The following is a 22323-nucleotide window of genomic DNA, read 5'->3' as shown; positions in this document are numbered from 1 at the left end:
AAATAAAGAAGAGAAACGACAATGACTGCTTTTTTAACAACTATAATAGTACTTTTCATAGCTGTTGCAATTTGGCAAATGGTTAAAATATTTGACTTAGCTCAAGTAGGTAACACCAATAGCCAAGTAGCAAATGATAAAGACAATACAATTAATGGCTATTTAATGATAGGTTTCTTAATCTTCATTTATGTAATAACAATTGTTTGTTTTGTAAAATGGGGAGATTTACCTCTAATGTCCAATTCAGCTTCAGCTCATGGACCTCAAATAGATAACTTAATGATTATCTCAATGGTAATCATATTTATAGTTCAAACGATAACTCAGTTTTTGCTACACTACTTTGCTTACAAATACAAAGGAGAAAAAGGTAGAAAAGCATTATTCTATGCTGATAATAACACATTAGAGGCAATTTGGACTATTATTCCTGTAATTGTTTTAGCTGGTTTAATTATCTACGGATTATTTACTTGGACTAGCATTATGAATATTGATGAAGACGAAGATCCTTTAGTTATTGAGTTATATGCTCAACAATTTAGCTGGACTGCTAGATATGCTGGAGACGATAATGTTTTAGGTATGGCTAACGTTAGATTAATTGATATTGATAAAGCTAATGTTTTAGGTATTGACGAATCTGACCCTAACGGACACGATGATGTAATTGTTAAAGAATTACACCTTCCTGTAGGTAGACCAGTATTATTTAAAATGCGTTCTCAAGATGTATTACACTCTGCATACATGCCTCACTTTAGAGCACAAATGAACTGTGTTCCTGGTATGATTACTCAGTTTGGATTTACACCAACTATTACAACCGAAGAAATGAGACAAAACCCTGATATCATTGATAAGGTTGCTCACATTAATGAGATAAGAGTTGAAAACAGCGAAGCTGTTGAAGCTAGAGGACAAGATTTAAGATATGAGTTTGACTATTTATTATTATGTAACAAAATTTGTGGTAAGTCGCATTACAACATGCAAATGAAAATAATAGTAGAAACTCAAGAAGAGTATGATGCTTGGATGAAAGAGCAAAAAACATTCAAAGAATCTTTATAATAAACCAATTAAAAAGTATTAAAACGATATAAGATTATGTCAGCACACGCAGATATTCACGCACACGACGACGATCACGGACATCATCATAAAGAAACATTCGTGACTAAGTATATATTTAGTCAGGATCATAAAATGATTGCCAAACAATACCTAATTACAGGTACTATAATGGGTGTTATAGGTATTTTAATGTCTATGATGTTTCGTATGCAAATTGCATGGCCTGAAGAGCCAAATGTACTTTTTGAAGCATTATTAGGTAAATGGGCACCTGAAGGTGTAATGGATGCTGATATCTATTTGGCATTAGTGACCATTCATGGTACTATAATGGTATTCTTTGTACTAACTGCAGGTTTGAGTGGTACATTTAGTAACCTTTTAATTCCGTTACAAATTGGTGCTAGAGATATGGCATCAGGATTCTTAAACATGGTATCTTACTGGTTATTCTTTTTATCTAGTGTTATCATGGTGTTGTCATTATTTGTTGAAGCTGGACCAGCTGCAGCAGGATGGACAATTTATCCTCCATTATCTGCATTACCAATGGCTCAAGGTGGTTCAGGTGCTGGTATGACTTTATGGTTAGTATCTATGGCAATATTTATTGCGTCATCATTATTAGGATCGTTAAACTATATTGTTACAGTACTTAATCTTCGTACTAAAGGAATGTCTATGACAAGATTGCCTTTAACTATTTGGGCATTCTTTATTACAGCTATTATTGGTGTAATTTCATTCCCAGTATTATTATCCGCTGCTTTATTATTAATAATGGATAGAAGTTTTGGAACATCATTCTTCTTATCAGATATATTTATTCAAGGTGAAGTACTGCATTATCAAGGTGGATCTCCAGTATTGTTTGAGCACTTATTCTGGTTCTTAGGTCACCCTGAAGTGTATATTGTATTATTACCAGCATTAGGTATTACTTCAGAAATTATAGCGACTAACTCACGTAAACCTATCTTCGGTTATCGTGCCATGGTAGCCTCTATTTTAGCAATTGCATTCTTATCTACAATTGTTTGGGGTCACCATATGTTTATTTCTGGTATGAATCCATTCTTAGGGTCTGTATTTACATTTACAACTTTATTAATCGCGATTCCTTCAGCTGTTAAAGCATTTAACTACATCACTACGCTGTGGAAAGGTAATCTGCAAATGAATCCAGCAATGCTGTTTTCAATAGGATTAGTTTCTACATTCATTACAGGAGGTTTAACAGGAATCATCTTAGGTGATAGTGCGCTTGATATTAACGTACACGATACGTATTTCGTTGTAGCTCACTTCCACTTAGTAATGGGTATTTCTGCACTTTACGGAATGTTCGCTGGTATTTACCACTGGTTCCCTAAAATGTTTGGACGTATGTTAAACAAACGTTTAGGTTATGTTCACTTCTGGACAACTGCAGTATGTGCTTATGGTGTATTTTTTCCAATGCACTTTATAGGTATGGCAGGATTACCAAGACGTTATTATACTAACTCTGCATTCCCATTGTTTGATGACTTAGCAGATGTAAACGTTATTATTACTGTATTCGCCTTAGTAGGTGGTGTATTCCAGTTGGTATTCTTATACAATTTCTTTTCTAGTATTTTCTTTGGTAAGAAAGCTGAGAAAAACCCATGGAAATCTAACACTTTAGAATGGACTACTCCAGTTGAACATATACATGGTAACTGGCCAGGAGAAATTCCTCATGTTCACCGTTGGGCTTACGACTATAGTAAACCAGGACATGATGAAGATTATGTGCCTCAAAACGTGCCAATGAAAGATGGCGAAGAAGAACTTCAACATTAATGAATTCTTGATAGAGCAAGAATCTTAAAAGATATTAAAAAGCCTTTCTGAAATAGAGAGGCTTTTTCTTTATATTTGTTTAGTATGAACGAAAACCTAGATCCAACAAACGAAAACTTCACACCAGAAGAGCTGGATGTTGAAAAGAAATTAAGACCCTTATCTTTTGAAGATTTTACTGGTCAAGATCAAGTATTGGAAAACCTTCAGGTCTTTGTTAAAGCAGCTAATTTGCGTAACGAAGCATTAGATCATACACTATTTCATGGGCCTCCTGGATTAGGGAAAACAACTTTAGCACATATTTTATCTAACGAGCTTAATGTTGGTATCAAAGTAACTTCAGGGCCTGTGTTGGATAAACCAGGTGATTTGGCTGGTTTGTTAACCAATTTAGAAGAGCGTGATGTACTGTTCATTGATGAAATTCATAGATTGAGTCCCATTGTTGAAGAGTACCTTTACTCTGCAATGGAAGACTACAAAATTGATATTATGATTGAGTCTGGACCCAATGCAAGAACAGTACAAATCAATCTTAATCCGTTTACATTAGTTGGTGCAACCACTCGTTCAGGGTTATTGACTTCTCCTATGCGTGCGCGTTTTGGTATTAGTAGTAGGTTACAATATTATAATACCGAACTATTAACAACCATTGTACAACGTAGTGCATCAATATTAAACGTGCCAATTTCTATGGAAGCTGCTGTAGAAATTGCAGGTAGAAGTAGAGGAACTCCTAGAATTGCCAATGCTTTATTACGAAGAGTTAGAGACTTTGCTCAAATAAAAGGTAATGGAACAATTGATATTAAAATTGCACGATTTGCTTTAGAAGCTTTAAATGTGGATGCGCATGGACTCGATGAAATGGATAACAAAATTCTATCCACTATCATTGATAAGTTTAAAGGTGGACCAGTTGGTATCACTACTTTGGCTACTGCAGTAAGTGAAAGTGCCGAAACTATTGAAGAAGTTTACGAACCCTTCCTTATTCAACAAGGATTTATAATGCGTACACCTAGAGGACGAGAAGTGACTGAACAAGCCTATAAACACCTTGGAAGAGTAAAAGGCAATATACAAGGTGGTTTATTTTAGATGAGTGTTGTAAAAAACATACCAGAGGTTTCAACCTTTACTTTTTTAAGGCAAGCAATATCTATACTTAATAATCCGCTACCATTCCATCATAAAAACTTTGAACGTTATGGAGACACATTTAAACTAAATGTAGGACCCAAAAATTATGCTATATTTTCTCGTGATGCTGAACTAGCTGAATATGTATTGCAGAAAAACTGGAAGAACTATAAAAAATCACCTATTCAAACTAAAGATCTTGCAAAGTATTTAGGTCAAGGATTACTCACAGCCGAAGGTGACCATTGGCGGACACAACGAAAACTTATTCAGCCAGCATTTCATAAAAAGCACATTGAACATTTACTAACAGTCATAAAACAAACTATTGTAGATGAATTAGTATCAATTAAACCTAATAAGGATATTGATGTTTTACCAATGTTTAGCAATTTAGCGTTTAAAGTAGTTGTAAAGGCATTGTTTAGCAATGCAGCATCTGACAGTGAAATCAAACTACTCCAAGATGTGACCGAAGAAAATCAAGAAATGTTAGTGAAAGAATTAAGACAACCTTACTTGTCTTGGTATTTTAAACATTTCGGAATTATAGAAAAGCACTTATCACGCTCAAAAGCGTCAAGAGATGTTTTGCAAACTATTATTGATAAGCGTAGGAATTCTTCCGTAGAGTATAACGATTTGTTAGATATGCTCTTACAGACACGTTATGACGATGGCTCTCAAATGAGTGACGAACAACTTATAGATGAGATTTTGGTTTTGTTTGTTGCAGGACATGAAACAACAGCAAATGCCCTAAGCTTTGCAGTACAATTATTAGCACAACATCCTAACTGGCAAACAAAAGTAGTATCGCAGTATAAACAAATATTAGAGCAACATGATACAGATATAATGTCTGCAATTACTATGTCAGCTTATGCTAAACAAGTGGTTGAAGAAACTTTAAGACTGTATCCACCAGCATACTTTATAGATCGTGTTAATATTGAAGATGATAGTTTTAAAACCTATCAGTTTAAAAAAGAAAGTAGTATTTTATTATCTATTATAGAAATTCATAAACACAAAGACCTGTGGGAAAACCCAGAGGAGTTTAATCCTAATCGTTTTTCTCCTGAAAAAGCTAAAAGCTACTCCTCACAGTATTTTCCTTTTGGAGCAGGACCAAGAAAATGCATAGGAAACAACTTTGCTATGTATGAAATGATTATAGCCATTTCAGAAGTATTACTTAGGTTTGAAATTCTTCCAACTAAAGATACTATTGAAATAAACCCATTAATAACGCTTAAGCCTAAAAATGCCATTGTTAGGCTTCAACCGAGAGCTTAATGAGCAGCCAAACATCAAAATATACAAAGCTTATAAAAGAGGAATCTAAAAGGCTAGGTTTTTTATCGTGTGGTATAAGTAAAGCAGAGTTTTTAGAAGCAGAAGCACCTCGTCTTGAGAAATGGTTAAACGCTAATATGCATGGTGAAATGCGTTATATGGAAAACCATTTTGACAAACGTTTGGATCCAACAAAACTTGTGGATGGTTCTAAAAGTGTAGTATCGTTACTACTTAATTATTTTCCTTCCCAAACTCAAAACACCGAAAGCTATAAATTGTCAAAATATGCTTATGGAACTGATTACCATTTTGTAATAAAAGATAAATTAAAACAACTATTACAATTCATTCAAGACGAAATAGGTGAAGTATCAGGACGTGCCTTTGTAGATTCAGCACCAGTTTTAGATAAAGCTTGGGCAGCAAAAAGTGGATTAGGTTGGATAGGTAAACACAGCAATTTACTAACCCAAAAAGTAGGCTCGTTTTATTTTATTGCTGAATTAATTATCGATTTAGAATTAGATTATGATACACCAACTACAGACCATTGTGGGAGATGTACTGCCTGTATAGATGCTTGCCCAACAGAAGCCATTGTAAAACCATATGTGGTAGATGGCAGTAAATGTATTTCGTATTTAACCATTGAGTTAAAAGATAATATACCATCAGACTTTAAGAATAAAACCGACGATTGGATGTTTGGTTGCGATGTGTGTCAAGATGTTTGTCCATGGAATCGATTTTCAAAACCACACAATGAACCATTATTCAATCCACATCCTGAACTATTGGAAATGACCAAGAAGGATTGGGATGAAATTACAGAAGACACTTTTAAAAAGGTGTTTAAAAAATCAGCAGTAAAACGCACCAAGTATTCAGGACTTACACGAAATATTAAGTTTTTGAAAGATTAGAGTTTCATAGAAAGGATTACTACATTTGTAAATTCATATTAATCCAATTTTTATATGAGTAAACAAAGCAAACGTCGTGAGGCTTTGGTGTATCACGCCAAACCAACTCCAGGAAAAATTAAGGTTGTACCTACCAAAAAATATGCAAGTCAAAGAGATTTGTCATTAGCATATTCGCCAGGTGTTGCAGAGCCTTGTCTTGAAATTGCAAAAGATAAAAACAACGTCTATAAATATACTACTAAAGGTAACCTTGTTGCCGTAATTTCTAATGGAACAGCGGTTTTAGGACTTGGTAATATTGGTCCTGAGGCTTCTAAACCTGTTATGGAAGGTAAAGGTTTACTGTTTAAAATATTTGCCGATATTGATGTGTTTGATATTGAGGTCGACACCGAAAATATTGAAGAGTTTATTGAAACGGTTAAAAATATTGCACCAACCTTTGGAGGTATTAACCTTGAAGATATCAAAGCTCCCGAAGCCTTTGAAATTGAACGTCGTTTAAAAGAGGAGTTAGATATTCCTGTAATGCATGACGACCAGCATGGAACAGCTATTATTTCTGCTGCTGCATTAATAAATGCATTGGAGCTAGCAGAAAAGAACATTGAAGATGTTAAAATAGTTATTAGTGGAGCAGGAGCTGCTGCAATATCATGTTCGCGTTTGTACCAATCGTGTGGTGCAAATCTTGAAAACATGGTTATGTTAGATAGTAAAGGTGTTATCAGAAAAGACAGAGAAAACCTTACAAAAGAAAAAGCTGAGTTTGCTACGCACAGGAAAATTGACACCTTAGAAGAAGCAATGAAAGATGCTGATGTGTTTATAGGACTGTCAACATCTAACATCGTAACTCCTGAAATGCTTAAGTCTATGGCAAAAGACCCAATAGTTTTTGCTATGGCAAATCCAGATCCTGAAATTGCTTACGATTTAGCAATAGCTACTAGAGATGATATAATTATGGCTACAGGACGTAGCGATCATCCTAATCAGGTAAATAATGTACTTGGCTTCCCTTTTATTTTTAGAGGTGCTCTAGATGTAAGAGCTACCAAGATTAATGAAGAAATGAAAATGGCTGCTGTACTTGCATTAGCACGTTTAGCAAAGGAGTCAGTGCCTGAGCAAGTTAATATAGCCTATGGAGAAACGCACTTAACCTTTGGTAAAGAATATATCATTCCAAAACCTTTTGACCCAAGATTAATTGGCGAAGTTCCTCCTGCTGTGGCAAAAGCAGCTATGGAAAGTGGAGTTGCTCAAGAGTCTATCGATGATTGGGATAAATACAAAGAGTCACTATTAGAGCGTTTAGGGGCAGATAATAAGATTGTACGTTTACTTGTTAACAGAGCAAAATTAAACCCAAAACGAGTTGTGTTTGCTGAAGCTGACCAGCTAGATGTATTAAAAGCTGCTCAAATAGTTTATGATGAAGGAATTGCGCATCCTATTTTATTAGGAAGACGAGATGAAATTGAAAAACTTAAAGAAGAAATTGAGTTTGATGCTGATGTTCCAATTATCGACCCTAAGTCAGATGAAGAGTTAGAGCGTAAAAATAAATATGCCGAAGTCTATTGGCAACAACGTAAACGACGTGGTGTTACATTATATTCTTCTCAAAAAATCATGCGCGAGCGAAACTATTTTGCAGCAATGATGGTTAATACAGGAGATGCTGATGCTTTAATTTCTGGTTACTCTAGAAGCTATCCGTCAGTAGTAAAACCTATGTTAGAGCTTATAGGTTTAGCTAAGGGAGCATCGAGAGTAGCGACTACTAACTTAATGATGACACAACGTGGACCAATGTTTTTAAGTGATACCTCAATAAATATTGACCCTTCGTCTAAAGACTTAGCAAAAATTGCTCAAATGACTTCTAAAGTAGTAAAAATGTTTGGGATGGAACCTGTAATGGCAATGGTGTCGTATGCCAATTTTGGTTCGTCAACAAATGAGCGCGCATCAAAAGTAAGAGAAGCAGTGTCTTATTTGCATCGTTACTACCCTGATATGATTGTAGATGGAGAGTTGCAAACTGATTTTGCTTTAAACAGTGAGATGCTACAAGATATCTTTCCGTTTTCAAAATTAGCAGGTAGAAAAGTAAATACACTCATTTTTCCAAATTTAGACTCTGCAAACATCACCTATAAGCTGCTTAAAGAGCTTAATAAAGCGGACTCAATAGGACCAATAATGATGGGAATGCGTAAGCCTGTTCATATCTTACAATTGGATGCAAGTGTAGATGAAATTGTAAACATGACAGCTATTGCGGTAATTGATGCTCAGCAAAAAGAAAAGTGGGAGTTAGAAAACCAATCGACCAAGTAGATTTGTAATGCAAATAATTTTATTACATTTGAGAGGTTAATTAAGGATTAGTTAATGATTACACATATTCAAGGGAAACTTGTAGAGAAAAACCCAACTGATGTTACGATAGACTGTAATGGAGTGGGCTATTTGCTTAATATTTCGCTACACACGTTTTCTCAAATTCCAGATAAAGAGCATCTTAAGTTATACACGCATCTTCAGGTTAAAGAAGATTCGCACACGCTTTTTGGATTTTCATCATTAGCTGAACGTGAAATTTTCAGATTACTTATATCGGTAAGTGGTATAGGAGCTAGTACTGCACGTACTATGTTGTCTTCGTTAACACCCAAACAAGTTAGAGAAGGAATAGCTATGGAAGATGTGGCTCTAATTCAATCTATAAAGGGTATTGGAGCCAAAACAGCTCAACGAGTTATTTTGGATTTAAAAGATAAAATTTTGAAAGTGTATGATATTGACGAACTTTCGGCCCCAAAAAGCAATACAAACAAAGATGAAGCGTTATCTGCTTTAGAAGTTCTAGGATTTGCTAAAAAACAGTCTGAAAGAGTTGTAGATAAAATTATATCCAATCAGCCAGATGCAAGCATTGAAGCAATTATAAAAGAGGCTTTAAAAAATTTATAATCAATTTGAGGACAACTAACTATACTTTTAAACCGACATTATTACAATACCTGCTTTTTAGTTTAGCTATGCTGTGTAGCACTTTTGCGTTTTCTCAAGAAGATGCTGAAGAATCTGATACTACAAAAACAGGGTATGCCTTAGGAAATATAAAAATGCCAAATCCTAACAGCATTGTTTCAAAGTATACTTACGATCCTTTAACTGACAGATACATTTACACTGAAAAAGTAGGCGATTTCAATATCAATTATCCAATTATTCTAACACCTGCTGAATATCAAAGATTAGTAATACAAGAGCAGTTAAGAAACTACTACAAACAAAAAATTGATGCTGCTGAAGGTAAAAAGGAAGGGACTGAAGAAGAACAAAAAAACTTATTACCAGAGTTTTATGTAGACTCAGGGTTTTTTGAAACTATTTTTGGAGGTAATACCATTGAGGTAGTTCCTCAAGGTTCGGTTGAAATGGACTTAGGAGTATTGTTTACAAAGCAAGATAACCCTTCATTTTCACCAAGAAACAGAAGTAATTTCACTTTTGATTTTGACCAACGTATAAGTTTAAGTTTATTAGGTAAAGTAGGTACAAGATTACAGGTAACTGCAAATTATGATACCGAGTCAACATTTGATTTTCAAAACTTAATAAAGTTAGAATATACACCAACCGAAGATGATATTGTAAGAAAAATTGAAGTTGGTAACGTAAGTATGCCGCTTAACAGTTCATTAATTACTGGAGCGCAAAGTTTATTTGGTGTAAAAACCGAACTTCAATTTGGTAAAACAAGAGTTACAGCAGTGTTTTCTGAACAGAAATCACAGTCGCAGTCAGTAGTAGCTCAAGGAGGAGGAACACTTGAGGAGTTCTCGTTTTTTGCAAGAGACTATGACGAAAACCGACACTTTTTCCTTTCGCAATATTTTAGGGAAACGTATGATGCGTCTATGATGCGTTACCCATACATAAATAATAATATTCAAATTACTAGAATTGAGGTTTGGGTAACTAACCGAAGCAATCAAACTGATAACGTAAGAAACATTGCTGCTTTTCAGGATTTAGGAGAGTCTGAAATTGTCGGTTCTGGTGTAAACATACTAAACCCAGGCGCACTTCCTGATAACAGTAATAATGGTTTTGACCCGACAAATATAGGTGGAGCTGGTTCTAACCTTAATGATTTAGTAAGAGATATTACCACTGTAGAGCAAGGTATTAATATTCCAGCAAACGAAGGTTTCGACTTTGGAAAGTTAGAAAACGCACGTAAGCTAGAAGAAGGATATGACTATACGCTAAACACACAATTGGGTTACATCTCATTAAATCAAAGGTTGCTAAACGATGAAGTGTTAGCAGTTGCCTTCCAATATACTGTAGGAGGTCAAGTATACCAAGTTGGTGAATTTGCTAACGATGGTGTTGAAGCTACAGGAGTAACAACTGATACAGGTTCAGGAAACCAAGTAGTTAGTAACAATAGCTTGGTTTTAAAAATGCTTAAAAGTGCAATTACTAGTGTTGAGGAACCTATATGGGACTTAATGATGAAGAACGTGTATGACACTGGCGCTTTTCAATTAAGTCAAGAGGATTTCAAATTAAACATTTTTTATACTGAAGCGTCTCCTGTTAACTACATTTTACCAGTTGAAGGAACAGCTTTTCCGTTGTATGATAACAATACAACCGATCCAACAGACGATTCAGTTATTAACGAAACACCTTTAATTAGACTATTTCACTTAGATCGACTTAATTACAATAATGACCCACAATTGCATGGTGATGGGTTCTTTGATTTTGTTGAAGGTCAAACTGTTTTAATGCAAAACGGAAAAATAATATTCACTAAGGTAGAGCCATTTGGTAAATACCTATTTGATGTGTTAGACGACCCAAGTAACCCTGGAGACTACGATGCTGATATCTATACCAACGCTAACCAAGAAAAGTATGTGTATGATATTCTTTATAAGAAGACTAAAACTGCTGCTTTAGATGAAATTGAAAAGAATAAATTCCAGATTAAGGGAAGTTATAAATCATCAGGAGGTGATGGTATTCCTTTAGGAGCATTTAATGTGCCAAGAGGTTCTGTAGTAGTAACTGCTGGAGGGCGTACACTAGTTGAAGGTATTGATTATACAGTGAATTATCAATTAGGACGTGTTCAAATTTTAGATGAAGCACTTAAAGCATCTAACACTCCTATTAATGTGTCTGTTGAAAACAATGCAGTGTTTGGTCAGCAAACAAGACGTTTTGCAGGTGTAAATGTAGAACACCAGTTTAATGAGAATTTTGTGTTGGGCGCAACCTTTTTAAATTTAAGTGAACGACCAATAACACAAAAAGCAAACTACAATACTGAACCTATAAACAATACCATTTTCGGATTTAATGGGAATTATTCAACCGAAGTTCCATTCTTTACAAGATTAGTAAATAAACTTCCAAATATCGATACTGATGTGCCTTCTAATTTATCAGTTAGAGGAGAATTCGCTTATTTAGCTCCAGGAGCTCCAAAAGGAACCGACTTTAACAATGAAGCTACAGCTTATGTTGATGATTTTGAAGGTACTCAAGGAGCAATAGATTTACTATCACCTCAATCATGGTTTTTATCGAGTAGACCAAGAACTGTAAATGGAGCGGCTGAAAACGATCCTATAAACGCACCAGGTTTAGAAAATGGTTTTGATAGAGCCTTTTTAAACTGGTATACAATTGACCCAATTTTTTACAGTAGTCAAAGACCAAGTGGTATTTCAGATGAAGATGTGTCAAACTTATACTCAAGACGGGTTTTCATTGACGAAGTGTTTCCTCAGGTTGATATTGTACAAGGTCAAAGTACAATTATTAATACATTGGATTTAAGGTATTATCCAACCGAAAGAGGACCATACAATTTTGATCCTTCAACATCTGATGGAACAATTGATAACCCAACACAAGCTTGGGCAGGAATTACCAGACAAATAACTTCAACCGATTTTGAACAAGCCAATGTAGAGTATATTGAGTTTTGGGTTCAAGATCCATTTTTAGATAACGAAAACAGTACAGGAGGAAAACTCTATTTCAACTTAGGAAATATCTCAGAAGATATTTTAAAAGACGGTAAAAAGCAGTATGAAAATGGACTTCCTGAAAATGGTGATGTATCAGCATTATTAAACTCAGGAACCGATTGGGCTGTGCCACAAAACCAATCATTAATCTATACGTTTTCAACTCTAGGGCAAGAAAGAACAAACCAAGATGTTGGTTATGATGGATTTGATGATGCTGAAGAAGCGCAACAATTCCCTGCATTTGCTGGATTAGAAGATCCATCAAATGATAACTATACCTATTTCTTAAATACATCAGGAGATATTTTTGAGCGTTACAAGAAGTACAATGGTACACAAGGAAACTCTCCTGAAACCTTTACTGAAACAAACAGAGGCTCTACAACACAGCCAGATGTTGAAGATATCAATAGAGACAATACAATGAATACTATTGATAGTTATTATGAGTATGAAATTGATATTACTCCTGCGAGTTTAGTTGCAACTAATGAGCAAATCAATGATATAAAAACAAGAGATGTTGTATTGCCAAATGGAGATACAAGAGAAGTTAAATGGTATCAGTTTAGAATTCCAATTTCTGAGCCAACTTCAGCGGTAGGAGGAATTACAGATATTAGATCTGTACGTTTTGCAAGAATGTATCTTAACGGATTTACTGAAACTACAACATTGCGTTTTGCAACTCTAGATCTTGTACGTAGTGATTGGAGACGTTACACATTAGATTTAGATAACGACTCAAATAATAACAGTGCTAACCCTGAGTTTAGTGTTGGTATAGTTGGTTTGCAAGAAAACGAAGGAAACTATGTGTTGCCTCCAGGAGTTGAGTTAGAGCAGTTAAATAATAATAACAATATCATTAGACAAAATGAGCAATCATTAGTTTTAAATATTTGTAATTTAGAACCAACCGATTCTAAAGGAGTTTTCAAGAACATAAATGTTGATATGCGTCAGTATAAAAAACTGCGTATGTTTATGCATGCTCAAGATGGAGAAAGTGGAACTTTAGATGATGAAGAATTAGTTGGGTTTATTAGGATGGGTAATGACTTAACTCAAAACTTCTACCAAATTGAAGTGCCTTTAAAAGTATCAACAGGAAGTGTGTCTGCTACTGATGTTTGGCCTGAAGAAAATGAAATTAATATTCAGTTATCAGTACTTCAAGAAATAAAATCAAGAGGAATTTCAGCACAAACATTAAGTAACCTTGACCCTACATTCTACGATGTTATAAATGGAGAGTTAAGTGCAGATCCTGTTACTGAATTTTCACCACATACTTTAGGTCAACAGCGTGTGGCAATTAAAGGTAATCCTAACTTTGGTGACATTAGAGTGTTGATGGTTGGTGTTAAAAACATCAATCCTAACGAAGATGTTTGTGGAGAGGTTTGGGTAAATGAATTGCGTTTATCTGATTTAGAAAACGAAGGTGGTTGGGCAGCTATTGCTAGTGTTGATACCAATTTTGCAGATTTTGCAAACATTAGTGCAACAGGAAGACAGAGTACTTCAGGATTTGGTTCGGTTGAGCAACGTCCTAATGAGCGTAGTAGAGAAGATGTGCAACAGTATGATGTAGTTACCAATGTTCAGCTTGGTCAATTATTACCTAAAAAATGGGGAATTCAAATACCATTTAATTATGCTCAGAGTGAAGAGCTTATTACACCAAAATACGACCAGTATTATAACGACCTTACACTAGAGTCAAGAATAGATGCTGCAGAAACTGAAGAAGAGCGTGAGCAAATTAGAGTACAATCAGAAAATTACACTAAGCGTAAGAGTATTAACTTTATTGGTGTTAAAAAGCAACGTTCCGCTGAAGCTAAACCACATTTTTATGATGTTGAAAATTTAACGTTCAACTATTCATACAACAAAGTTGAGCATAGAGATTTTGAAATTGAAAGATCTTTAGACCAAAACATTAGAGCAGGTGTTAACTACAACTACAGTTTTACACCAAAACCTATTGAACCTTTTAAAAAGAACGATTCATTATTTAGAGGGAAATACTGGAAGATACTTAAGGATTTCAATTTTAATGTGTTACCAACAACATTCTCTGTTAATACTGATATCATTAGACAATTTAACAAGCAAAAGTTTAGAGATGTTGAATTGGGAGGAGATAACATAGGAATTGAAGAGTTATTTAGAAGAAATTACACGTTCAACTTCCAATATGCTATTAACTATAATATCACTAATGGCTTAAATTTAAACTTTAGTGCAGCTAACAAAAACATTGTAAGAAACTATTTTATTGATGACCAAATTAACGGAAGTCAAGACCCAACTCTAGATGTTTGGGATGGTTTCTTTGATCTTGGAGATCCAAATATTCAAGCACAGGATTTACAGATTAACTATGACATTCCATTGTATAAAATACCAACATTTAGTTTCTTAAAGGCAACGTATTCTTATACAGCAAATTTCCAGTGGCAAAAAGGTTCTGATCTTAATACCGATTTTGAGTATACTGATGATAACGATGTAACTAGAACCTATAATTTAGGGAACTCAGTACAAAATGCAAATACTCATTCTATAAATTCTACATTAAATATGGAGAATTTATATAGATATGTAGGTTTGGTTAAAAAACCAACTCGTACAAGAGCAAGAACTAGAGCGACACCTGCAGCAATAGGGAAAGATGGTAAACCAGCCCAAAATCAAAAAAATAATAGTTCTACTTCTAAAACAGGAGCAGGAACCAAAATACTTAATGCAGGAATAGACCTTTTAACAAGTATAAAACGTATTCAAATTAATTATACTGAAAATAACGGAACATTCTTACCTGGTTATTTAAGAACACCAGGATTTGTAGGAACACTTAAGCCTACGTTTGGATATACCTTTGGTAGTCAAAGAGACATTAGAGATGTAGTTGCAAGAAATGGATGGTTAACTGTATTCCCTGAGTTTAACCAACAATATATGGCTACTACCAATAAAATATTGGATTTAGCAGCCAATATGGAGCCTATTAATGATTTAAAAATTGACTTTACTGGAAGCAGAACTTACTCTGAAAGTATGACTGAGAATTTTAGAGTTGAAGATTTAGATAATGATGGAGAGTTAGACTATAATTCATTAATTCAAAATTCATATGGTAACTTTAATATTTCTACAGCATTAATTAAAACAGCATTTAGTAAGAGTGACGAAAATCAATCAGAAGCTTTTGATAATTTTAGAGAAAACAGACTTGTAATAGCTAATAGATTAGCGAGAAACTTTTATGGTAACTCAACTTATGATGTAGATGATGAAGGTTATCCATTAGGATTTGGTAAAAATAGTCAAGCTGTATTATTACCTGCATTCTTATCGGCATATCAAGGTACTAATCCTGATAATGTTAAATTAGGAGCGTTTAGAGATGTTCCAATTCCAAACTGGCAGTTAAAGTATACAGGTTTCATGAAGTTTAACTGGTTTAAAAAGCGCTTTAAACGTTTTTCTGTAACGCATGGTTATAGGTCTAGTTATACAATCAATCAGTTTAGAACTAACCTAGATTATCAAGCTGCTGACCCAACTATGGATTATGCTAACCAAGATCCAAATGTGTTAGACCAATCAGGAAACTTCAAGAATAGAACAGTATTTAGTAATATAAACCTAGAAGAGCAATTCAGTCCATTAGTAAGAGTGGATTTTGAAATGAAAAACTCAATAAAAATTCTAGCCGAAATTAAAAAAGACAGAGTACTGTCATTAAGCTTTGATAACAATCTACTTACTGAAATTCAAGGTAAAGAATACATTATAGGTTTAGGGTATAGAATAAAAGATGTTAGAATACGCTCTAAACTTGCAGGACCAAAACAAATTATTAAAAGTGATTTAAATATGTCGGCAGATATCTCAATAAGAGATAATAAAACCATAATTAGATATTTAGACTTAGATAATAATCAAATAACTTCAGGTCAAACCATATTAGGGTTTAAGTATAATGCCGATTATGCGTTTAGTAAAAACCTAACAGGTATATTCTATTTTGATTATACGTTTTCTGAATATGCTATTTCTACAGCATTTCCACAAACCACAATACGATCTGGTATTACTCTAAGGTATAATTTTGGTAACTAGACATATAATGGCTGTTAATAAAAAATAAGAGAAAACACCTGAAATTCTTTATTTAAAAAATTACATTTGCTGTAATTAATATTTTTATACAAGATGAATATACCATCAGATTTAAAGTACACTAAAGACCACGAGTGGGTTAAAATTGAAGGCGATGTAGTAACTGTAGGAATTACAGACTTTGCTCAAGGCGAATTAGGAGATATTGTTTATGTTGAAGTTGAAACTTTAGACGAAACTCTAGAAGCCGAAGAAATTTTTGGGACAGTTGAAGCTGTAAAAACAGTTTCTGATTTGTTCTTACCTGTATCAGGAGAAATCATTGAATTTAATGAAGCTTTAGAAGACCAACCAGAAACAGTAAATACGGATCCTTATGGAGACGGTTGGATGATAAAAGTAAAGTGTTCAGACGTTTCTCAATTCGATAATTTAATGTCTGCCGAAGATTATAAAGCATTAATAGGTGCTTAAAAAATTCGCATTAATTTTATTTGGCGGTTACGTTATAGCTTTAACAATACTTAGCCTTATAAATGTTAATGGATTACCAAGCTTAGGCTCATCAATGGATGATAAGTTTTATCACATCGCAGCCTATGTTGTGTTTACCTTACTTTGTTTTAATTACCTACGCACATTAAGCCTTAACTATAAAATAGGTGTAACAATTGCTGTGGGAGTAATTTATGGCATTATAATTGAGGTATTACAAAATACAATTACAACTTTAAGAACATTAGATTTTTATGATGTAGCAGCCAATACAATTGGTATCCTAATAGGAGTAGTCATTATAAAGTCTAGTAAAAGCTTAAAGTTAAAATAAAAAAATCACTTGCTTTTTTAACAATTAATTGGTTATTTTAGCAATCCTTTTAAACCTTTTAAGATATGGAACCTAAAAAGAGTACTAAAGCAGATGTAAGTAGAAATAGTTCAATCTATTTCGCTGTAGGTCTTGCTTTAATGTTATTGTTTGCTAATGTGGCAATTAACTATAAAACATATGATAAGTCTGATATTGATATAGGTCAATTAAACTTAGATGAAGAATTAGAAGAAGAAATTCCAATTACTGAACAAATACAAACCCCTCCACCTCCACCTCCACCACCTGCAGCTCCTGAAGAGATTGAGATTGTAGAAGATGAAGAAGAAGTTGAGGAAACTGTAATTGAATCTACTGAAACCGATCAAGAAGAAGAAATCGTTGAAGTAGAAGAAGTAGAGGTTGAAGAAGTAGAAGAAGACATCGAGGTTCCGTTTGCTGTAATTGAAAACGTACCAGTTTTCCCAGGTTGTGAAAACGAAAGTGGAAACAATGCTAAAAAGCAATGTATGTCTGAAAAAATCAGCAAGTTTGTAAACAAGAAATTCAACACTGACTTAGCTGGAGAATTAGGTTTATCAGGAAGACAACGTATTAACGTAATTTTCAAGATTGATAAAAGTGGAAACATTACTAACATTATGGCTAGAGCTCCACATCCAGGATTGGAAAAAGAAGCTAAGCGTGTAATTGGATTGCTTCCTAAAATGAAACCAGGTAAGCAAAGAGGAAAAGCAGTAACAGTTCCATATTCGTTACCAATCTTATTCCAAGTACAAGACTAAAAAACAGTTTTAATATAGATTTAAAAATCCCGTTCAAATTAATGAGCGGGATTTTTGTTTTTGGTATGCTTATTGTGTTTTTATCATAATATTAACATTTTAAATTTAAAGTATTATGAAAAATTTTAACGAAACACACAGTAATGCTGGTCAGAGCACTACCGATGTGAAAAAACCACAAAAGCATGATGCAAATTTACAAAAAAATTCAGCCTTGTATTTTCAGGTTGGACTCATTCTTTGTTTGCTAGGAACTTACCTGCTTTTTGAAATGAACTTTGCAACACATGTTCCAAAAATTGACCAAGCTTTAGTGGCAATTGATGATGAAACCGAAATTATTGTTCCTGAGTTCAAAATCTATGAAGAACAAGCGCCAAAAGAAGAGGTCAAACAAAAACAGAGAAGGATTGTAGATAAAGAACCTACAATCGTTGAAGACGACTTCAACGAAAAACAGGTGACCGAAACTATAATTACTGAACCTGTAGCAACATCAACTCCTGTTGATCCTGGAGATATAGTAATTGATAAGGTTGTTGAAGATATTCCTGTGCCTTTTTTTAGAATAGAAAAAGCACCAATTTATCCTGGTTGTGAAAATGAAACAACCAATGAAGCACGTAAAAGATGTATGTCAGAGAAAATTACCAGATTGGTAAATAAAAAATTCTCTACAAGCATAGCTTCAGAATTAGGGCTGAGTGGTGTTCAAAAAATTTATGTTGAATTTAAGGTGGATAAATCTGGTAAGGTTTCAGATATTAAAACTAGAGCACCACACAAAGGACTTGAAAAAGAAGCTGAGCGTGTGGTGAAAAAAATCCCAGAAATGACTCCAGGTATGCAAAGAGAAAATCCTGTTGAGGTAATCTATACTTTCCCAATCATTTTTCAAGTGATGGATTAGTAAACCTTAAAATTTATTAATGTATAAACCGTTATCATTTACTGATAGCGGTTTTTTAATTATAAATGAATTTCAGTTTTATACCTTTATCAAGAAATTCTTTTATTGTCCGCATTTTGAAAAAAATAGTATCTTTCGCCTAATAAAAAGGTAGTTACCATCTTATGAAACAACTCTTCTTGTTTATTTTCGTTTTAACACAATCCATAGTATTTTCTCAAACTAGCGATACTTACGAAAAATTACCTGTTTTTCCAGGTTGCGAATCTCAACCAATAGAGAATTTAAAATCTTGTTTTAATAATAAAATAAACACCCATATTTTTAATACTCTAAAAGTACCACAAGTAGCTATTGATGATGAGTACAAAGGAGATGTAAAAGTGTTGTTTGAAGTAGATAAAGAAGGAACAATACATGTGCTTTATGTAGATGCGGTTTATGATGAATTAAAGGATGAGGTAAAGCGTGTTTTTAATGAACTACCAAAGACAATTCCTGGGACTTACAATGGCAATCCAACCTATTATCAATATTCTTTGGCTATAAAAATACCTTTGGTAAATCCTCAAGAGGTTACTCCGCAAACAGCTAAAGAAACTATAGTTGATGTTAAAAAAACGGTCGATTTAAATGAGGTTGTATCTAATGAGTACGATAGCATTAATGATAACATTGTAAAGTACCAAAAGTTAGAGTATAAGAGTCAGCTTAACATTCCATTTACACATACCTATTATGCAAGGTTTGACAGAGAAATGAATGAGCTTGGTACCAATAGTCATACTGCAGCAAAACCGTTTATGTTTGATGAGGTTTCAAAGTATTATGATTTTGAAGCTGAAAAAGAAGCTTTAGTAAAAGACTCTGAAAGTTGGTGGGCAAGAAAACTGTGGAATGAGCACTTAGTACAGGTTCAAGGAGAAGATTATTGGTTTACTATTGATCCGGTTTTTGACCTTCAGGTAGGTAAAGATACTGATGCCGATTTTAGCACAACATATAATAATACGAGAGGATTTTATATTCAAGGAGGATTAGGGAAAAAATTCAACTTCTCAGCATCAGTTTATGAAAGTCAAGGTCGATTTGCTCAATATTTTAATGAGTATTCTGAAAGTTTAAAGGCCTTTGGTCCAGATCCTGCGATAATCCCTGGTCGTGGTATTGCAAAACGGTTTAAAACCGATTCTTACGATTATCCAGTAGCTGAAGCATATTTATCCTATTCTCCAGCAAATTTTATAAATGTACAATTTGGTCATGGCAAAAATTTCATAGGTGATGGTTACAGGTCTTTGTTGCAAAGCGATGTAACTAGTCCATACCCTTTTTTAAAATTAAACACCAAATTCTGGAAAATAAAATACACCAATACTTGGATGTGGTTAAAAGACGTACGAACCGAAGTAACCGAAGATGGTGCGTTTTTAACCAAGTATATGGCAAACCATTACTTAAGTTGGAACGTGTCTAAACGACTTAATATTGGATTGTTTGAATCCGTTATGTGGGCAAAGACTGATAATAGAACGTTTGATGTAAATTACCTTAACCCAATAATATTTTTTAGAGCTATTGAGTTTGAAACAGGACAAGATGCTGGAAACGCTGTGGTTGGTGCATCTTTAAAGTATAAGTGGAACAATAAAGTTAATCTTTACGGACAATTTATTTTAGATGAATTTTCTTTAAACGATATTAAAGGAGGCGAAAAAAGTTGGAAAAACAAATATGGCTATCAGTTAGGAGCAAAATACTATGATGCCTTTAAGGTTGATGATTTATTACTGCAAGTTGAATATAACAGAGTTAGGCCTTATACTTATTCTCACAATACAGTAGCTTTAAATTATGGGCATAACAATCAGTCAATGGCACATCTTTGGGGAGCAAATTTTAGTGAGCTTATTTTAATTGGTCGTTATAATTACAAACGTTGGTTTGCTGATGCTAAACTTGTATTTGGTGTCAGAGGATTTGACATTAATGATGGTACAGACAACTTTAGCTATGGAGGCGATATTTACCGTAGTTATGAAGAGAGACCTTTTGATACAGGAGTAGAAGTAGGACAAGGTATAAAAACCAATACATTTAATGCCGAATTGCAAGGTGGCTATATTATAAACCCAGTAAGTAATCTTAAACTATTCACTAATATAAGCTTTAGAAACTTTGACCCAAACGCTAACACAGCTGCATTGGTAAAAAGTAATACAACCTGGTTTAGTTTAGGGGTAAGAACCGATTTGTTTAATTGGTACTACGATTTTTAGTACTACTTTTTTACTTTTAAAATACATTCAACAACAAAAACCGAATTACTTTCACTAAGCGTTGCCCATAAGTAATTTTCAAAGTATCTTTGCAGTCGCAATAGCGAGCAACAAAACAATAGAGTTTGAGTACTAAAGTGTCTTCGGTTTCAACAGCATCAATAATTTCAGATTTTAAGGAAATTACCAAAATCAGACTTTCTGTAAGTGTGGTGTTTTCTTCCATTGCTGGTTACTTGTTGGGAGCTACAACTGTAGATGTTTACACATTAATATTATTGGCTTTTGGAGGTTATTTTATGGTAGGTGCTTCTAATGCCTACAATCAAATTATTGAAAAAGACTTAGACGCTTTAATGGAGCGTACTAAAAACCGTCCAATTCCTGCCGGAAGAATGTCGGTAAGAACAGCATTTATAATTGCAGTTGCATTTACACTATTAGGGATAGCAACACTGTATGTTATCAACCCAAGAACTGCAATGTATGGTGCAATTTCAATTTTTTTATACACGAGTGTTTACACACCATTAAAAACCAAAACGCCTTTAGCAGTTTTTGTTGGAGCCATTCCAGGAGCTATTCCATTTATGTTGGGATGGGTTGCAGCTCGAAACGATTTTGGTATTGAACCAGGAACTTTATTTGCTGTACAGTTTTTTTGGCAATTTCCTCACTTTTGGGCTATTGGCTGGTTTTTGTTTGATGATTATAAAAAAGGAGGCTTTTTTATGCTTCCAACAGGAAAAAGAGATAAAGGAACAGCAGTGCAAATTATAATGTACACTGTTTGGACAATATTGGTTTCAATTATACCAGTATTTGGTTTTACAGGAGACTTAAAACTCTCTATTGTTGCAGCAATAATTGTGTTTTTATTAGGGCTTGTGATGTTGCGTTACGCATTAGTATTGTTTAAAGAGCGAACAGCAAAAGCTGCTAAACAATTAATGTTGGCAAGTGTGTCTTATATTACGTTGCTGCAAATAGTTTATGTTATAGATAAGTTTATTAGATAA

General features: G+C 34.0%; 14 protein-coding genes. All 14 read left to right on the top strand.

The features are described from left to right. The first annotated feature begins 21 nt into the window (after positions 1-21). The 14 genes from ABD011_RS00160 to cyoE all read left to right on the top strand — a co-directional run bounded on the left by ABD011_RS00160 (position 22) and on the right by cyoE (position 22323). Complete coding sequence (locus ABD011_RS00160) at positions 22-1077, top strand: cytochrome c oxidase subunit II (protein WP_343795048.1); 1056 nt, start codon at positions 22-24, stop codon at positions 1075-1077. Positions 1078-1113: 36 nt separating this feature from the next. Further along, positions 1114-2907, top strand: a complete 1794-nt coding sequence (locus ABD011_RS00155) for a cytochrome c oxidase subunit I (RefSeq protein ID WP_134200698.1) — start codon at positions 1114-1116, stop codon at positions 2905-2907. 84 nt (positions 2908-2991) lie between these two features. Then, positions 2992-4014: a Holliday junction branch migration DNA helicase RuvB gene (ruvB, locus tag ABD011_RS00150; RefSeq protein ID WP_129760964.1), complete on the top strand. Its 1023-nt coding sequence runs from the start codon at positions 2992-2994 to the stop codon at positions 4012-4014. Next, positions 4015-5355, top strand: coding sequence for a cytochrome P450 (locus tag ABD011_RS00145; RefSeq protein ID WP_343795047.1), 1341 nt, complete (start codon positions 4015-4017; stop codon positions 5353-5355). Further along, positions 5355-6281, top strand: a complete 927-nt coding sequence (gene queG, locus ABD011_RS00140) for a tRNA epoxyqueuosine(34) reductase QueG (protein ID WP_343795046.1) — start codon at positions 5355-5357, stop codon at positions 6279-6281. The genes ABD011_RS00145 and queG overlap by 1 nt, the downstream gene beginning before the upstream one ends. A gap of 54 nt (positions 6282-6335) precedes the next feature. Next, positions 6336-8633 (top strand): NADP-dependent malic enzyme, encoded by a 2298-nt coding sequence (locus tag ABD011_RS00135; protein WP_134200704.1) that lies wholly within the window; start codon positions 6336-6338, stop codon positions 8631-8633. 54 nt (positions 8634-8687) lie between these two features. Further along, positions 8688-9269, top strand: a complete 582-nt coding sequence (gene ruvA / locus ABD011_RS00130; RefSeq protein WP_129760968.1) for a Holliday junction branch migration protein RuvA — start codon at positions 8688-8690, stop codon at positions 9267-9269. A 5-nt stretch (positions 9270-9274) separates the two neighbouring features. Further along, positions 9275-16498, top strand: coding sequence for a T9SS outer membrane translocon Sov/SprA (gene sov / locus ABD011_RS00125; protein WP_425545545.1), 7224 nt, complete (start codon positions 9275-9277; stop codon positions 16496-16498). Between the two features lie 93 nt (positions 16499-16591). After that, positions 16592-16972, top strand: coding sequence for a glycine cleavage system protein GcvH (gene gcvH, locus ABD011_RS00120; RefSeq protein ID WP_343795044.1), 381 nt, complete (start codon positions 16592-16594; stop codon positions 16970-16972). Further along, positions 16965-17327, top strand: coding sequence for a VanZ family protein (locus ABD011_RS00115; protein WP_335972507.1), 363 nt, complete (start codon positions 16965-16967; stop codon positions 17325-17327). The genes gcvH and ABD011_RS00115 overlap by 8 nt, the downstream gene beginning before the upstream one ends. A gap of 65 nt (positions 17328-17392) precedes the next feature. Further along, positions 17393-18115 carry an energy transducer TonB gene (locus ABD011_RS00110; RefSeq protein ID WP_129760971.1) on the top strand — a complete coding sequence of 241 codons (723 nt, stop codon included), beginning with the start codon at positions 17393-17395 and terminating at the stop codon, positions 18113-18115. Positions 18116-18230: 115 nt separating this feature from the next. Further along, positions 18231-19025: an energy transducer TonB gene (locus ABD011_RS00105; RefSeq protein ID WP_343795043.1), complete on the top strand. Its 795-nt coding sequence runs from the start codon at positions 18231-18233 to the stop codon at positions 19023-19025. A 164-nt stretch (positions 19026-19189) separates the two neighbouring features. After that, the gene (locus ABD011_RS00100; RefSeq protein WP_343795042.1) at positions 19190-21304 is read left to right on the top strand and encodes a gliding motility protein RemB; all 2115 of its coding nucleotides are present in this window, start codon (positions 19190-19192) and stop codon (positions 21302-21304) included. 125 nt (positions 21305-21429) lie between these two features. Then, complete coding sequence (cyoE, locus tag ABD011_RS00095) at positions 21430-22323, top strand: heme o synthase (protein ID WP_343795041.1); 894 nt, start codon at positions 21430-21432, stop codon at positions 22321-22323.

Origin of the sequence: Gaetbulibacter jejuensis, assembly GCF_039524015.1 — a bacterium.
In the GTDB taxonomy this organism is placed as follows: domain Bacteria; phylum Bacteroidota; class Bacteroidia; order Flavobacteriales; family Flavobacteriaceae; genus Gaetbulibacter_B; species Gaetbulibacter_B jejuensis.
Note: the sequence above shows the minus strand (reverse complement) of the source record. Positions and strands in the feature narration are given on the sequence as shown.

Bases quoted from the DNA above. Each gene is read 5' to 3' on its own strand.
- ABD011_RS00160 (WP_343795048.1), top strand. From the start codon at position 22: ATGACTGCTTTTTTAACAACTATAATAGTACTTTTCATAGCTGTTGCA.
- ABD011_RS00155 (WP_134200698.1), top strand. From the start codon at position 1,114: ATGTCAGCACACGCAGATATTCACGCACACGACGACGATCACGGACAT.
- ruvB (WP_129760964.1), top strand. From the start codon at position 2,992: ATGAACGAAAACCTAGATCCAACAAACGAAAACTTCACACCAGAAGAG.
- ABD011_RS00145 (WP_343795047.1), top strand. From the start codon at position 4,015: ATGAGTGTTGTAAAAAACATACCAGAGGTTTCAACCTTTACTTTTTTA.
- queG (WP_343795046.1), top strand. From the start codon at position 5,355: ATGAGCAGCCAAACATCAAAATATACAAAGCTTATAAAAGAGGAATCT.
- ABD011_RS00135 (WP_134200704.1), top strand. From the start codon at position 6,336: ATGAGTAAACAAAGCAAACGTCGTGAGGCTTTGGTGTATCACGCCAAA.
- ruvA (WP_129760968.1), top strand. From the start codon at position 8,688: ATGATTACACATATTCAAGGGAAACTTGTAGAGAAAAACCCAACTGAT.
- gcvH (WP_343795044.1), top strand. From the start codon at position 16,592: ATGAATATACCATCAGATTTAAAGTACACTAAAGACCACGAGTGGGTT.
- ABD011_RS00110 (WP_129760971.1), top strand. From the start codon at position 17,393: ATGGAACCTAAAAAGAGTACTAAAGCAGATGTAAGTAGAAATAGTTCA.
- ABD011_RS00105 (WP_343795043.1), top strand. From the start codon at position 18,231: ATGAAAAATTTTAACGAAACACACAGTAATGCTGGTCAGAGCACTACC.
- ABD011_RS00100 (WP_343795042.1), top strand. From the start codon at position 19,190: ATGAAACAACTCTTCTTGTTTATTTTCGTTTTAACACAATCCATAGTA.